General features: G+C 54.6%; 14 protein-coding genes and 1 other RNA gene. 10 read left to right on the forward strand and 5 right to left on the reverse strand.

Annotated features, from left to right (window positions below):
- Positions 1-3 precede the first annotated feature (3 nt).
- The 7 genes from ihfA (at position 4) to selO (ending at position 5739) form a co-directional block, all read left to right on the forward strand.
- Positions 4-303, forward strand: coding sequence for an integration host factor subunit alpha (gene ihfA / locus OOJ60_RS03615; RefSeq protein ID WP_001229265.1), 300 nt, complete (start codon positions 4-6; stop codon positions 301-303).
- Between the two features lie 108 nt (positions 304-411).
- Positions 412-1392: a vitamin B12 ABC transporter permease BtuC gene (gene btuC, locus OOJ60_RS03620; protein WP_205611948.1), complete on the forward strand. Its 981-nt coding sequence runs from the start codon at positions 412-414 to the stop codon at positions 1390-1392.
- A gap of 62 nt (positions 1393-1454) precedes the next feature.
- On the forward strand, positions 1455-2006 hold the full coding sequence (locus OOJ60_RS03625) for a glutathione peroxidase (protein WP_042287441.1): 552 nt from the start codon (positions 1455-1457) through the stop codon (positions 2004-2006).
- Positions 2006-2755 carry a vitamin B12 ABC transporter ATP-binding protein BtuD gene (gene btuD / locus OOJ60_RS03630; RefSeq protein WP_205611949.1) on the forward strand — a complete coding sequence of 250 codons (750 nt, stop codon included), beginning with the start codon at positions 2006-2008 and terminating at the stop codon, positions 2753-2755. Before OOJ60_RS03625 ends, btuD begins: the two co-directional genes overlap by 1 nt.
- A gap of 78 nt (positions 2756-2833) precedes the next feature.
- A complete protein-coding gene (locus OOJ60_RS03635; protein ID WP_042287438.1) occupies positions 2834-3298 on the forward strand; it encodes a C40 family peptidase in 465 nt (154 codons plus the stop codon).
- A 223-nt stretch (positions 3299-3521) separates the two neighbouring features.
- On the forward strand, positions 3522-4235 hold the full coding sequence (locus tag OOJ60_RS03640; protein WP_042287437.1) for an EAL domain-containing protein: 714 nt from the start codon (positions 3522-3524) through the stop codon (positions 4233-4235).
- 61 nt (positions 4236-4296) lie between these two features.
- Positions 4297-5739: a protein adenylyltransferase SelO gene (selO, locus tag OOJ60_RS03645; protein WP_205611950.1), complete on the forward strand. Its 1443-nt coding sequence runs from the start codon at positions 4297-4299 to the stop codon at positions 5737-5739.
- 44 nt (positions 5740-5783) lie between these two features.
- Here the strand turns inward: selO and hemP are convergent, their stop codons facing one another.
- From hemP to ppsR, 3 genes are all read right to left on the reverse strand, one after another.
- On the reverse strand, positions 5784-5975 hold the full coding sequence (gene hemP / locus OOJ60_RS03650; RefSeq protein ID WP_199957342.1) for a hemin uptake protein HemP: 192 nt from the start codon (positions 5973-5975) through the stop codon (positions 5784-5786).
- A gap of 139 nt (positions 5976-6114) precedes the next feature.
- Positions 6115-7161 (reverse strand): 3-deoxy-7-phosphoheptulonate synthase AroH, encoded by a 1047-nt coding sequence (aroH, locus tag OOJ60_RS03655; RefSeq protein ID WP_205611951.1) that lies wholly within the window; start codon positions 7159-7161, stop codon positions 6115-6117.
- A 155-nt stretch (positions 7162-7316) separates the two neighbouring features.
- Positions 7317-8150, reverse strand: a complete 834-nt coding sequence (gene ppsR, locus OOJ60_RS03660) for a posphoenolpyruvate synthetase regulatory kinase/phosphorylase PpsR (protein ID WP_042287427.1) — start codon at positions 8148-8150, stop codon at positions 7317-7319.
- Positions 8151-8485: 335 nt separating this feature from the next.
- On the opposite strand from ppsR, the gene ppsA reads away from it, so the two are divergent.
- Complete coding sequence (gene ppsA / locus OOJ60_RS03665) at positions 8486-10864, forward strand: phosphoenolpyruvate synthase (RefSeq protein ID WP_042287426.1); 2379 nt, start codon at positions 8486-8488, stop codon at positions 10862-10864.
- A 51-nt stretch (positions 10865-10915) separates the two neighbouring features.
- On the opposite strand, the gene aroD is transcribed toward ppsA, so the two are convergent.
- Positions 10916-11674, reverse strand: coding sequence for a type I 3-dehydroquinate dehydratase (gene aroD / locus OOJ60_RS03670; RefSeq protein WP_200033101.1), 759 nt, complete (start codon positions 11672-11674; stop codon positions 10916-10918).
- Positions 11675-11965: 291 nt separating this feature from the next.
- Between aroD and OOJ60_RS03675 the strand changes: the two genes are divergently transcribed.
- Positions 11966-12121: a hypothetical protein gene (locus OOJ60_RS03675; RefSeq protein ID WP_157449579.1), complete on the forward strand. Its 156-nt coding sequence runs from the start codon at positions 11966-11968 to the stop codon at positions 12119-12121.
- Positions 12122-12127: 6 nt separating this feature from the next.
- Complete coding sequence (locus OOJ60_RS03680; protein ID WP_205611952.1) at positions 12128-14497, forward strand: glycoside hydrolase family 3 N-terminal domain-containing protein; 2370 nt, start codon at positions 12128-12130, stop codon at positions 14495-14497.
- Here OOJ60_RS03680 and rprA read toward each other — a convergent pair.
- Positions 14494-14601: antisense sRNA RprA (gene rprA, locus OOJ60_RS03685), an RNA gene on the reverse strand. The genes OOJ60_RS03680 and rprA overlap by 4 nt on opposite strands.
- Positions 14602-14646: the final 45 nt, after the last annotated feature.

Genomic DNA, 14646 nt, shown 5'->3' on the forward strand with positions numbered 1-14646 from the left:
CCTATGGCGCTTACAAAAGCTGAAATGTCAGAATATCTGTTTGATAAGCTTGGGCTTAGCAAGCGGGATGCCAAAGAACTGGTCGAACTGTTTTTCGAAGAGATCCGTCGTGCTCTGGAAAACGGTGAGCAGGTAAAACTCTCTGGTTTTGGTAATTTCGATCTGCGTGATAAGAATCAACGTCCGGGACGTAACCCGAAAACGGGTGAAGATATTCCCATTACAGCAAGGCGCGTGGTGACCTTCAGACCCGGACAGAAGTTAAAGAGCCGGGTTGAAAACGCTTCGCCCAAAGACGAGTGATCAGAACCGTCTTAAATAACAAAAAAGGCCGCAATGCGGCCTTTTTTCTTTTCTGTCCTCGCGCGGCACCGTAGAATCAATCACATCCTTTGCAGCTGAATGGAAAACATGCTGACTTTTGCCCGTCAACAACAGCGACAGAATGTACGCTGGCTCCTGAGTCTTACAGTACTGATGGTACTGGCGCTGCTTTTAAGCCTGTGTGCGGGAGAACAGTGGATTTGGCCTGCTGACTGGCTGACCCCGCGTGGTGAACTGTTTGTCTGGCAGATCCGCCTGCCGCGTACCCTGGCGGTGCTGTTGGTGGGTGCTGCGCTGGCGCTCTCCGGCGCGGTGATGCAGGCTTTATTCGAAAACCCTCTTGCGGAGCCAGGATTGCTGGGCGTGTCGAATGGCGCTGGCGTTGGACTGATTGCAGCTGTTCTGTTGGGTCAGGGAACGTTGCCGCAGTGGTCGTTAGGTCTTTGCGCCATTGCCGGGGCACTGATCATCACACTGATTCTCCTGCGCTTTGCTCGCCGCCATCTCTCCACCAGCCGCCTGCTGCTTGCCGGGGTCGCGCTGGGAATTATCTGCAGCGCCCTGATGACCTGGGCCATCTATTTTTCTACCTCTTTTGATCTTCGCCAGTTGATGTACTGGATGATGGGGGGATTTGGCGGCGTGGACTGGGGACAGTTATGGCTGATGCTGGCGCTGGTGCCGGTTCTGCTCTGGATCTGCTGTCAGTCCCAGCCTATGAATATGCTGGCGCTGGGCGAAATCTCGGCCCGCCAATTGGGATTACCGCTGTGGTTTTGGCGTAATCTGCTGGTGGTGGCGACAGGCTGGATGGTTGGCGTGAGCGTCGCGCTGGCAGGGGCGATTGGTTTTATTGGTCTGGTGATCCCGCATATTTTACGGTTATGCGGATTAACCGATCATCGCGTGCTTCTGCCCGGTTGCGCGCTGGCAGGCGCCATTGCGCTATTGCTGGCCGATGTGGTTGCGCGTCTGGCGCTGGCTTCCGCCGAGCTGCCTATCGGCGTCGTCACCGCCACGCTTGGCGCGCCGGTCTTTATCTGGTTACTGTTGAAAGCTGGACGATAGACCTTGCATGACGAACTATGCTTAAAAGCTGGCATTGAAATCACTCACTTTATGGAGACGCTATGCAAGACTCGATTCTGAATACTGAAGTCACGACGATTGATGGGGACGTTATCTCGTTGGAGAAATATGCCGGTAATGTGCTGCTGGTGGTCAACGTGGCCTCTAAATGCGGGCTGACGCCGCAGTACGAGCAACTGGAGAATATTCAGAAAGCCTGGGCTGACCGGGGGTTTCTGGTGCTGGGATTCCCGTGCAATCAGTTTCTCGGCCAGGAGCCAGGCAGCGAACAAGAGATCAAAACCTGGTGTGCCGCGACATGGGGCGTGACGTTTCCGATGTTCAGTAAAATTGAGGTTAACGGTGAAGGACGGCATCCCCTGTACCAGAAACTGATTGCCGCTGCGCCAACCGCAGTGGCCCCGGAAAACAGCGGCTTCTATGAGCGCATGGCAAGCAAAGGACGCGCGCCGCTTTATCCGGACGATATTTTATGGAATTTCGAAAAATTTCTCGTGGGCAGGGACGGAAAGGTGGTCCAGCGTTTTTCACCTGATATGACGCCTGAAGATCCTATCGTAATGGAAAGTATCAAAATCGCACTGGCAAAATAATGTCTTCACTGATGCAGCTACAGGATGTCGCCGACACCACCCGGCTTGGCCCACTGAGTGCGGAAGTTCGCGCCGGGGAGATCCTTCACCTTGTGGGGCCAAATGGCGCCGGAAAAAGTACGTTGCTGGCGCGTATGGCGGGACTTACCACCGGCTCAGGTCATATCAAATTTGGCGGCGAAGCGCTGGCGTCCTGGCCCGCGAACAGGCTGGCGCGCCATCGGGCATATCTGGCGCAGCAACAGAATCCTCCTTTTGCAATGCCGGTATGGCATTTTCTGACGCTGCATCAGGCTGACAAATCGCATACTCATCAGCTTCAGCAGGTGGCGGGGTCGCTGGGGCTGGAAGATAAGCTCGGACGAAATGCGAATCAGCTTTCGGGCGGGGAATGGCAGCGCGTACGTCTGGCCGCGGTTATCCTGCAAATTGCCCCGGAAACCAATCCGCAGGGACAATTGCTGCTGCTGGACGAGCCCATGAACAGTCTTGACGTCGCGCAGCAGAATGCGCTGGATCGTATTCTGAGCGCCCTGTGCGAGCAGGGCATCGCCATTGTGATGAGCAGCCACGATCTCAATCATACGCTGCGTCATGCGCATCGAGCCTGGTTGCTTAAGGGAGGGAAACTGCTCGCCAGCGGACCGCGCGATGAGGTCATGACCCCGGCGAATCTGGCGCGCGCTTACGGTCTGAATTTCCGCCGTCTGGACATTGAGGGCCACCGAATGCTTATTTCCACGACCTAAACGACACGGCGTCTTGAAAAACGGGGCAAATACCCGCTAAATTGGTACAAGAATAAAAAAACAGAGGATTCGTCCTGAATGCGTTTCTGGTTTCTTCTTTTTACAGCACTGGTTCTGGCAGGATGCAGTAGCCACCGGGCGCCGCCGCCAAACGCCCGGCTTTCAGACTCCATAACCGTGATAGCCGGGCTAAACGATCAGCTTCGGACGTGGCGCGGTACGCCGTATCGTTATGGCGGGATGAGCCGTCGCGGCGTCGATTGTTCCGGATTTGTCCTCATGACGATGCGCGATCAATTCGCGCTACAGCTGCCGCGCGATACGCGGCAACAGGCCAAAATTGGCACCAAAATTGATAAAGACGACCTGCTGCCAGGCGACCTCGTCTTTTTTAAAACCGGTTCAGGGGACAGCGGGTTGCATGTGGGTATTTACGATACCGACGGTCAGTTTATTCATGCTTCCACCAGCCGTGGCGTGATGCGATCATCGTTGGATAATGTCTACTGGCGAAAAAACTTTTGGCAGGCGCGACGAATCTGACGCCGTTAATGCCTGGCTGTCATTAACGGTATACTCTCCGGTTATTACAGAAAAAAGAATAAAACTGAATTAGCGTATATAATATCGCTAGCCGAATACAAAGGAACCGGATTCCGGGTAAAAAGGACATGATGAACGTTTCCCCGTTAGCAGCAGAAAAGACGTGCGTTCACGTCCTTTGTATCAGGTTGCCGTATCACTCCCTGACTGAGGGGCGGACCTGATGGACGTCACGCTGGATAATATTTATCATTCTGAACTTTATTTTCTCCCCGCCCGAAATGTACAACGAAAACTTATCGGTCTGGAAGTGACCGCGAACTTTGTCAGCGATGACGGCAAGGTGCGCTTTCCGACAGAACTGGTATTACCGCGACTTTCGCCTGACGAACAGTGCCAGTTATTTGCAGAAAAACTGGCGCTACTGGAAACCTGCCAACACTTTTTTATTCAGCATAAACTGATCGCATGGATTAATATCACCCCGGCAATCGTACCGTTATTATTAATCAATACGTCACGGTTGCAGGCCATCAAACGTTTTTCATTTATTGAACTCACCCTTAATGAAAGTTTTCCCGCACTCGCGGCAGGGAAAGCGGATCCGGCGCTTGCCGCCCTGGCCGAACGTTTCCCCCTGGTACTTGCCAACTTTGGCGCCGGGGAGAGTTCGACGAAAGCCATATTTGAGGGATTATTTAAACGTGTCGCCCTCGACCGTGGTTTTGTGCAGCGACGCGCAATGAGCCTTTCATTCGATCCCTTTATGCGGGCAATCGTGACGCAAATTTCGCCTTATTGCGACTCTTTGTTGATAGCCGGGATCGATAGCGAGGAACTGCTGACACGCATCACGCCTTTTGGTTTCGGTGGGATGCAGGGCGCGCTGTGGCCTGCCGTCACGGCGGATCAGGTGACCCGCTTAATTCAGGGATAACCCCTCGGTTTGCTGGTGTTTAGGATGGCGTTAACCGACTACACTACAGACAGGAGGCCCTATGACCCTGTCTTTTACAGCCCGCTGGCATGATGAATTGCCGGCAACGTATACCGCACTTTCTCCGACGCCGCTGACCCATTCCCGGCTGATATGGCATAACGACGCCCTGGCCCAACAGCTGAATATTCCTGCTGCGCTGTTCAGTACCGACCGTCCCGCAGGCGTATGGGGGGGCGAGACGTTGCTGCCCGGTATGTCGCCGCTGGCGCAAGTGTACAGTGGCCATCAGTTCGGCGTATGGGCCGGGCAGCTCGGCGACGGGCGTGGCATTCTGCTTGGCGAACAGTTACTCGCCGATGGCAGCACCGTGGACTGGCATCTTAAGGGGGCGGGCCTGACGCCGTATTCACGTATGGGCGACGGGCGTGCAGTGCTGCGCTCAACCATTCGTGAAAGCCTCGCCAGCGAAGCGATGCACTATTTGGGCATTCCAACTACCCGGGCGCTCACCATCGTCACCAGCGACACACCGGTTTATCGCGAGACGGTGGAAGCTGGCGCAATGCTGGTACGTGTGGCGCAAAGTCATATGCGCTTCGGCCATTTTGAACATTTTTATTATCGCCGTGAGCCAGAAAAGGTTCAGCAACTTGCCGACTTCGCCATTCGCCATTATTGGCCGCATCTGCGTGACGAGAACGACAAATATGTCCTTTGGTTCCGGGATGTGGTGAGCCGTACCGCGACGCTTATCGCTGACTGGCAAACAGTTGGCTTTGCGCATGGTGTGATGAATACCGATAACATGTCGATTCTGGGACTGACGATGGACTATGGTCCGTTCGGTTTTCTGGATGATTACGACCCGGGGTTTATCTGTAACCATTCCGATCACCAGGGGCGTTACCGCTTTGACAATCAGCCTGCGGTGGGGCTGTGGAACCTCCAGCGCCTCGCCCAGAGCCTGTCGCCGTTTATTCGCGTTGATGCGCTGAATGAGGCGCTGGATACCTATCAGCAGGCATTGTTAACGCGCTATGGTCAGCGGATGCGTCAGAAGCTCGGCTTTTTGAGTGAACAGAAAGAAGATAACGAGCTGTTGAATGCGTTGTTTGGACTGATGGCGCGTGAAAAAACCGATTACAGCCGAACGTTCCGTATGTTAAGCGTCACCGAACAGCGGAGTGCCACTTCACCGCTGCGCGATGAGTTTATCGATCGTGACGCGTTCGACGCCTGGTACACGCATTACCGAACACGTCTGCAACTAGACGGCGTAGATGATGCCACCCGCCAGGCGTCGATGCAGAGCGTGAATCCCGCTGTCGTCTTGCGTAACTGGCTCGCGCAGCGGGCCATCGATGCGGCAGAAAAGGGGGAGATGGACGAGCTACATCGTTTACATGACGTACTGCGCCATCCTTTCAACGACCGTAACGACGACTATACCCACCGCCCGCCAGACTGGGGACGGCGACTGGAGATCAGTTGTTCCAGCTAACGGCTAAATCGCCCGTATACGCAAAACGTGTCGGGCGTTTGCCATTACTTGGTCAGTAATAATTTCCCCGCCTGCGTTTTGCGCAGCAAGTATTCTTGTCCATTATGATCAATGATAACTTTACCGTCTTCTCCCAGCAGGTTCTGGCTACTGATTTTGCGAAGCGGCGTGTGAGAAGGGGCGATGCTTTCTCTTTCCTTAGGGTGAGAAGAGTCAAAGGTATCCATAGATGACATTGCGCGTGAATTAATAATAATTAATGTAACAATGATTATTATTATCAATAATATACCCGGCGACGACAAGTGATAAATCAGGGGAGGAGCGAAAAAATGCGAGCAAGCGCCCATTCCGGGGGGAATGGGCAAGGGGAGGTCAGAAGCGGGTGTCTACCGCCGAGGCGAGTTTATCGAGCAGCCGTTCGGTATCTTCCCAGTTCAGGCAGGGATCGGTAATTGACTGACCGTAAACCAGCGGTTGTCCGCTGACGATTTTTTGCGTGCCTTCACGCAAGAAACTTTCCGCCATAATCCCGGCGATGGCCGTAGAGCCATTACGGATCTGTTGGCAAACATCATCGCAAACGTCCAATTGACGACGATGCTGTTTCTGACAGTTACCGTGGCTGAAATCGACGACCAGATGTTCGGGCAGGTCGAATTCATGTAGCGTATCGCAGGCGGCGGCGATATCGTCCGCGTGATAGTTCGGCTTCTTCCCGCCACGCATGATGATATGGCCGTACGGGTTGCCGCTGGTCTGATAAATGGTCATCTGACCGGTTTTATCCGGTGACAGGAACATATGGCTGGCGCGGGAGGCGCGAATAGCGTCCACCGCGATCCGCGTATTGCCGTCAGTGCCATTTTTAAAGCCCACCGGGCAGGAGAGCGCCGAGGCCATCTCGCGGTGGATCTGGCTTTCTGTGGTTCGCGCGCCGATCGCCCCCCAGCTAATCAGGTCGGCAATAAATTGTCCGGTCACCATATCCAGAAATTCCGTGGCGGTGGGGACGCCCAGCTCATTCACCTGGAGCAGCAGCTTGCGCGCCAGCTCAAGGCCGTGATTCACACGGTAGCTGCCGTTGAGGTCGGGATCGGAAATCAGACCCTTCCAGCCCACGACGGTGCGTGGTTTTTCAAAATAGGTGCGCATGACGATTTCCAGACGCGCCTGATGCTTGTCACGCAACGTCTGCAAGCGGGTGGCATATTCCATGGCGGCGTCAAGATCGTGGATCGAGCAGGGACCGACAATGGCCAGCAGGCGGCGATCTTCGCCATTCAAAATTTTTTCAATCCGGCGGCGGGCGTCGGTAACGTGACGGGCGACGGCGGCGGAAACGGGATGCCGGTGCGCAAGTTCAGCGGGCGTTACCAGACTGTCTATCCGCGCGGTACGCAGTTCATCGGTTCTGTTCATGACTTTTCTCAGAAATGGAGTGCTTCTACGGCAGGGGCCGGGAAGTGATGGGCACAACCTTAAACCAATCTCTGCCGAATTCAAGTGCGAGGTGTGTCACACCCCGCAAGCAGAACGGCATCATAGCAAAAAAACAAAACCAGTGAACTAGTTTATTAGTACATGCGGCGATTCAGCCCCATAATATCAAGGATCTTGGTGGCAATTTCTTCTACCGAGTAGTTGGTACTGTTCAGGCAGGGGATGTGGTTCTTACGGTAAAGGGCTTCCACTTCGGCAACCTCCATGCGGCACTGGCGCAGTGAGGCATAGCGGCTGTTTTCACGGCGCTCTTCGCGAATCGCCGCCAGACGCTCAGGCTCAATCGTCAGGCCGAACAGCTTATGCTGAAGGGGTTTCAGCGATGCGGGCAACATCAGATTATCCATATCGTCAGCAATAAAGGGGTAGTTTGCCGCGCGGATACCAAACTGCATCGCCAGATAAAGACTCGTCGGCGTTTTGCCGCAGCGGGAGACGCCGAGCAGAATTACCTGTGCCTGATCGAGGTTGCGCAACGAAATACCGTCATCGTGGGCGAGGGTGTAATCAATCGCCGCGATGCGCGCGTCGTACTTGTTCAGGTTGCCAGGATTCAGCCCGTGAGTACGATGGGCAATCGGCGTGGGATCGAGCTTCATCTCCTGCTGTAGCGGCGCAACCAGCGCCTGCACAATGTCCTGGCAAAAGCCTTCACTTTGCAGAATGATGGCGCGAATTTCGGGTAAGACGATGGAATAAAACACCAGTGGCCGCACGCCCGTTTGCTGGAAAATCGCGTCGATTTGATCTTTCACCGCGCGAGCGCGGCTTTCATTTTCAACAAACGGCAGCGTAATGCTGCTAATCGTGACCGGGAATTGTGACATCACCGCATGGCCTAACACTTCGGCGGTGATCGCCGTTCCATCGGATATATAAAAGACATGACGATCTACAGCATTATCCATTTTGTCCTTCCTGAATAGCAGCGATAATTCTCTGAAAGCATAAATTAAAATTATCCTAAAGCGTAGGAAATTGCGCCCGAATTATAAAATGAAATGCTATTTTTATATTTTATGAAAAGCGCATTTCATTTTATGGAACGGATGTTTATACCGACAATTTCTGTGGAGATCCCATGTCGTACGCGGGTTTGCGCAAACGGGTAAACTGTCCGAAAAAATAAAAAATATATTTGCTTGAACGATTCACCGTTTTTTTCATCCGGTTAAGTATGCAAAGATAAATATGCAGTTAAGCGTTTCCTATACTCGTTCATTTATCACAAAAGGATTGTTCGATGTCCAACAATGGCTCGTCACCGCTGGTGCTTTGGTATAACCAACTCGGCATGAATGATGTAGACAGAGTTGGGGGCAAAAATGCCTCCCTGGGTGAAATGATTACTAACCTTTCCGGTATGGGTGTTTCCGTGCCGAATGGTTTTGCCACAACCGCCGATGCGTTTAATCAGTTTCTCGACCAAAGCGGTGTAAACCAGCGCATTTATGAACTGCTGGATAAAACGGATATTGATGATGTCTCCGCGCTGGCGAAGGCAGGTACGCAGATCCGCCAGTGGATTATCGACACTCCTTTCCAGCCAGAGCTGGAAAACGCCATCCGCGATGCTTACGCACAGCTTTCTGCGGATGACGACCAGGCTTCTTTTGCCGTGCGCTCCTCGGCGACGGCGGAAGATATGCCGGACGCCTCGTTTGCCGGCCAGCAGGAAACCTTCCTCAACGTCCAGGGCTTTGATGCAGTACTGGTGGCGGTGAAGCACGTCTTTGCTTCGCTGTTTAACGATCGCGCAATTTCATATCGCGTCCATCAGGGGTATGACCACCGTGGCGTGGCGCTCTCTGCGGGCGTTCAGCGGATGGTGCGTTCCGATCTCGCTTCGTCCGGGGTAATGTTCTCCATTGATACTGAATCCGGATTCGATCAGGTGGTGTTCATCACTTCCGCCTGGGGGCTTGGCGAGATGGTAGTGCAGGGCGCGGTGAACCCGGATGAATTCTACGTGCATAAACCGACGCTGGCGGCAAACCGCCCGGCGATTGTGCGTCGTACCATGGGCTCGAAAAAAATTCGCATGATCTATGCGCCGACTCAGGAGCATGGCAAGCAGGTCACTATCGAGGATGTGCCGCAGGAACAGCGTGACGTTTTCTCTCTGACGAATGAGGAAGTACAGGAACTGGCGAAGCAGGCGGTGCAGATCGAGAAACACTATGGTCGTCCGATGGACATCGAGTGGGCGAAAGACGGTCACACCGGCAAGCTGTTTATCGTACAGGCGCGCCCGGAAACTGTACGCTCCCGTGGTCAGGTGATGGAGCGCTACACGCTTCACGCGCAGGGCAAAATCATCGCCGAAGGCCGCGCCATTGGTCACCGCATCGGTGCGGGTACAGTGAAAGTCATCCATGACATCAGTGAGATGAACCGCATCCAGCCCGGCGACGTGCTGGTCACCGACATGACCGACCCGGACTGGGAACCGATCATGAAAAAAGCCGCGGCTATTGTTACCAACCGCGGCGGTCGAACCTGTCACGCGGCGATCATTGCCCGCGAACTGGGGATCCCGGCGGTCGTTGGCTGCGGTGATGCTACCGAGCGCATGAAGGATGACGAAAAGGTGACTGTTTCCTGCGCTGAAGGCGACACCGGCTATGTGTATGCTGATTTGCTCGACTTCAGCGTGAAAAGTTCCAGCGTCGATACGATGCCGGATCTGCCGCTGAAGGTGATGATGAACGTGGGTAACCCGGATCGCGCTTTTGACTTCGCCTGCCTGCCCAACGAAGGCGTTGGCCTTGCGCGTCTGGAATTTATCATTAACCGCATGATTGGCGTGCATCCCCGCGCGTTGCTGGAGTTTGACGATCAGGACGCCGCGCTTCAGAACGAAATCCGCGGGATGATGAAGGGCTTTGATTCCCCGCGTGAATTCTACGTGGGCCGCCTGACGGAAGGCATCGCCACGCTGGGGGCGGCGTTTTATCCGAAGCGCGTCATCGTGCGCCTGTCGGACTTTAAGTCTAACGAATACGCGAACCTGGTCGGCGGCGAGCGCTATGAGCCGGATGAAGAGAACCCGATGCTGGGCTTCCGCGGCGCAGGCCGTTACGTGTCGGATAGTTTCCGTGACTGCTTCGCGCTGGAATGTGAAGCGGTGAAACGCGTACGTAACGACATGGGATTGACCAACGTTGAGATCATGATTCCGTTCGTCCGGACCGTTGAACAGGCGAAAGCGGTAGTGGAGGAGCTGGAACGTCAGGGACTGAAGCGCGGCGAGAACGGGCTTAAGATCATCATGATGTGCGAGATCCCTTCCAACGCCCTGTTGGCAGAGCAGTTCCTGCAATACTTTGACGGCTTCTCCATCGGTTCAAACGACATGACGCAGCTGGCGCTGGGTCTGGATCGTGACTCCGGGGTGGTGTCTGAGCTGTTTGATGAGCGTAACGATGCGGTGAAAGCACTGCTGTCGATGGCGATTCGCGCAGCGAAGAAGCAGGGTAAATACGTCGGCATTTGCGGTCAGGGACCGTCCGACCATGAAGACTTTGCCGCCTGGCTGATGGAAGAAGGGATCGACAGCCTGTCGCTGAACCCGGACACCGTCGTTCAGACCTGGCTGAGTCTGGCCGAACTGAAGAAGTAAACGGAAGTCGGATGGCGGTTCGCCGCCATCCGTAACAGGCACAATTCCTGCTCAGGCATTGTGCAAAATGGTTAACGCGGTGCGCAGGTCTTGCACCGAAATCTGCCCCGGCGCCGAGGCTTTTTTCACCGCGCCAAACGTCGCGGCGGATCCAAACGTTTCTCCCGCCAGACGTGAAATCACACCGTCTTTTGCCATCGACATCGTAATCAAAGGCCGATCTGCATAGCGTTCGTGCATCTCCAGCGTCGCACTGAGCAGTGTCAACACATCCCGCGTGCTTTGCGGCATCACGGCGATTTTGGCAATGTCGGCGTCCAGCGCCTGCATTTTGCGTAAACGCTGGATAATCTCTTCAGCGGCGGGCGTCTTATTAAAATCATGATTAGACATCACCACCCGTATATCTCGCGCATGGGCATGGGTGACCAGGCGTTGTACCTGGACATCGCCAGTGAACAGTTCCACGTCAATCATATCCACGCGCCCACTGTCTATGAAAGTCTGGTTCAGTGCGACATACGCTTCGGTAGAGATCGCCTGCTCACCGCCTTCTTGCGCGCTGCGGAAGGTACACAGCAGCGGCGTGTCAGGAAGCGCGTCACGGATAGCGCTGAGCGCGTCAAGAACCGCGTTTTTTTCGGTGATGGCTGTAAAATGGTCGGCGCGCCACTCAAGGATATCAAACTGCGCGTCGCGATAGGCCTGCGCCTCGGAACGCACGCTGTCGATATCTTTGCCCATCAGCGACACGATAATTTTTGGCATTCCTTCGCCAATCACAAGGTTTTTTACGGTTACGGTTTTCATTAAATACCTTTTATCAATTACGGAACCCGATCCGCCAGGCCACAGCCCCTTCGCCCGTCGTGCGATAAAGGCGCCAATGATTATTCGCTATCGCGAAGGAAAAAGGAAGAAAGCGTCGCGCTTTCGGCGCTGTAGTGCGGCAGCTCACATTAACCAAATAACGTAATAACGCTGTTTATTTCCGCAATTGTGACCTTTTCTTCTCCCTCCAATACTGAATTCTGCAACGTGTTCGGCAGTGTTAATGATATTCCTGGTTAATGGTGTATTTTCTGACATTAAGGCACAACAATGACAATAACCTCTGTTCTCTCTGCCCGCGATAAAATCGGTTACGGTCTTGGCGATATGGCCAGTGCGCTCCTGGGGATGGCGCGGAAGCGCGACCTCAACAACGCAGGGGAGAGTCTGTCCTCTTCCGCTCTGAATAACGCGATACAGGAGTAAACCAGGATGATCTATAAGGATGCAAATCGCCCGGTACAGGCGCGTGTCGCCGACCTGCTGGGACGTATGACGCCGGAAGAAAAATTTGCCCAGATGCACGCTTACTGGCTGGTGCTGTCGGAGGAGGGCCATCATCAGGAGCGTAGCGATATGAGCGATGAGTTTGCCGGCGTGAGTAAACAGGCGGCGTTGAATGAGCGACTGAAGATCGGCGTCGGGCAGATAACGCGTCCACTGGGTACGCATATTGTTGACGCGAAAACAGGGGTACGCGCCGCAAACCGCTTACAGAAAATGCTTGTAGAAGAAACGCGGCTGGGTATTCCGGCGTTGTTTCATGAAGAGTGTCTGGTTGGAATGCTGTGTAAGGGCGCCACACTGTTTCCTTCATCGCTCAATTACGGATCGACGTGGGATCCCGAACTGGTGAGGCGCGCGGCCCGGCAGATCGGCCTTGAAGCGCGCGCGACGGGCTGCCGGCAAGGACTGGCGCCGGTTCTGGATGTTTCACGCGATGTGCGGTGGGGAAGAACCGAAGAGACTTTTGGCGAAGATCCCTGGCTGGTTGGCGTGATGGGCTGCGCGTATGTCGCAGGGTTACAGGGCGAAAAGCGCGATCTGTTAGCCACCCTGAAGCATTATGTCGGTCACTCCTTCAGCGAAGGGGCCCGTAACCATGCGCCGGTACATTTGGGCTTCTGTGAACTGAACGATACGTTCCTGCTTCCCTTCGAAATGGCCGTGAAGCTGACCAATGCAGGCTCTGTGATGCCCGCCTACCATGACATTGATAATCAACCCGGTCACAGCGACGCTTTTTTGCTTACCATGCTGCTACGTGAGCAATGGGGATTTGACGGCATTATCGTGGCGGATTATGGCGGCGTAAGTTTATTGCATCAGCATCATGGCGTTTCTCACGATGCGGCGGAATCGGCGGCGCTGGCCTTTAATGCCGGACTGGATGTGGAGCTGCCAAAAGACGACTGCGCCCGCCATCTGGCGGAGGCGGTTGAACGGGGACTGATCGGTATGGCGAAAATTGATGAAATCGTTTCGCGCATTCTGACGGAAAAATTCCGCCTGGGCCTGTTTGAACAGCCTTATGCTGATGAAACGGCGCTTGCGTTACAGTCCGCCGGGACGCGCCAGATTGCCCGGGAAGTGGCAACCCGTTCGCTGACCCTGCTGGAAAATAACGGCATCCTGCCGTTGCAGGGGCAGCCGCGAATTGCGGTAGTGGGCCCAACGGCAGACGACCCGCTGGCGTTGCTCAGCGGCTACAGCTTCCCGGTGCATCTGATCATTAGCGATGAGATGGATAAGACTGCGCAGGTGACCACACCCCTTGCCGCGCTGCGTTGCTATTACGGTGAAGACGCTGTGCTGTATGCCAAAGGGTGTCATATCATTGAAAAACGGCTGGCAGGCGCTCCCGTATTTCCGGGCGACAGCAGCGGTAAGCCAATGCAGGCCTCGCCCGTTTCGTTCGACACGTCCCTTATTCCAGACGCAGTGAGCGCGGCCCAACGGAGTGAAGTGGTGATTGCCTGCGTTGGCGATCTGGCTGGCCTGTTTCAGAGCGGCACGGTAGGTGAAGGGTCCGATACTGATAGTCTTACTCTGCCCGGTGTTCAGCAGCAGTTGCTCGAGGCGCTGGTGGCGACCGGAAAACCCGTGGTGGTCGTGATGACCGGTGGCAGACCTTACAACCTGCAGGGGTTGGAGGATAAGATCGCTGCATTGCTAATGGCCTGGGCGCCGGGTCAGGAAGGGGGATGGGCCATCGCCGACGTGTTGACCGGACGCGCTGAACCACAGGGAAGACTGGTGGTGAGCGTGCCGAAGAGCGCGGGCGCTATGCCATATTATTACAATCACAAGTTGAAAAGTGGCGGAACACCGTTTGCCTTTCATTTTGGTTCCCGCTATCCCTTTGGCTATGGTAAGGGCTGGGGCGAGTTTTCCAGTGAAGCCGTCACTCTGTTGACCCCGGCGGTGGGAATGGATGGCGAAATCGCGATTGCGGTCACTGTAAGCAACGATGGGATACGCAGGGGAAGCGAGGTGATACAACTCTACGTTCGCGACAAAGTGGCTTCCATGGTCAGGCCGATAAAAGAACTGAAAGCCTTTCAGCGCGTAGAGCTGGATGCTGGCGCACGGGCGACGCTAACCTTTTATGTGCCTGTCGATATGCTCAATTTTACCCGCAGGGACGGCAAACGAGTGGTCGAGCCAGGCGAGTTTGAGCTGATGATCGGCAATTCCTCCGCCAGGATCTGGGAAAGCGCGACGGTGAACGTCTCGGGCGAAACGCGAGTCATGCCAGAGAACTGGCGGATGTTGAGCCGGTGTGAAGTGAATCATGGTTAAAAAAAAGCCCATCGTGGGAGATGGGCAAAGACTACACACAGCAATTCGTTGTTTCACTCAGGGGATTTCCATGCTTATAAATCAATGTGTTGATCTATAACCGTGAGCTAATAGTAGGGCATGCGACGTTTTAGCGTCGATCAGATTCG

Origin of the sequence: Citrobacter sp. R4, assembly GCF_026719175.1 — a bacterium.
Classification (GTDB): Bacteria; Pseudomonadota; Gammaproteobacteria; order Enterobacterales; family Enterobacteriaceae; genus Citrobacter_A; species Citrobacter_A sedlakii.

Coding starts and splice junctions, on each gene's coding strand:
- hemP (WP_199957342.1), bottom strand. CDS start 5,975: ATGTCATCTATGGATACCTTTGACTCTTCTCACCCTAAGGAAAGAGAA.
- selO (WP_205611950.1), top strand. CDS start 4,297: ATGACCCTGTCTTTTACAGCCCGCTGGCATGATGAATTGCCGGCAACG.
- btuC (WP_205611948.1), top strand. CDS start 412: ATGCTGACTTTTGCCCGTCAACAACAGCGACAGAATGTACGCTGGCTC.
- btuD (WP_205611949.1), top strand. CDS start 2,006: ATGTCTTCACTGATGCAGCTACAGGATGTCGCCGACACCACCCGGCTT.
- OOJ60_RS03625 (WP_042287441.1), top strand. CDS start 1,455: ATGCAAGACTCGATTCTGAATACTGAAGTCACGACGATTGATGGGGAC.
- aroH (WP_205611951.1), bottom strand. CDS start 7,161: ATGAACAGAACCGATGAACTGCGTACCGCGCGGATAGACAGTCTGGTA.
- ppsR (WP_042287427.1), bottom strand. CDS start 8,150: ATGGATAATGCTGTAGATCGTCATGTCTTTTATATATCCGATGGAACG.
- ppsA (WP_042287426.1), top strand. CDS start 8,486: ATGTCCAACAATGGCTCGTCACCGCTGGTGCTTTGGTATAACCAACTC.
- ihfA (WP_001229265.1), top strand. CDS start 4: ATGGCGCTTACAAAAGCTGAAATGTCAGAATATCTGTTTGATAAGCTT.
- OOJ60_RS03680 (WP_205611952.1), top strand. CDS start 12,128: ATGATCTATAAGGATGCAAATCGCCCGGTACAGGCGCGTGTCGCCGAC.
- OOJ60_RS03635 (WP_042287438.1), top strand. CDS start 2,834: ATGCGTTTCTGGTTTCTTCTTTTTACAGCACTGGTTCTGGCAGGATGC.
- aroD (WP_200033101.1), bottom strand. CDS start 11,674: ATGAAAACCGTAACCGTAAAAAACCTTGTGATTGGCGAAGGAATGCCA.
- OOJ60_RS03640 (WP_042287437.1), top strand. CDS start 3,522: ATGGACGTCACGCTGGATAATATTTATCATTCTGAACTTTATTTTCTC.
- OOJ60_RS03675 (WP_157449579.1), top strand. CDS start 11,966: ATGACAATAACCTCTGTTCTCTCTGCCCGCGATAAAATCGGTTACGGT.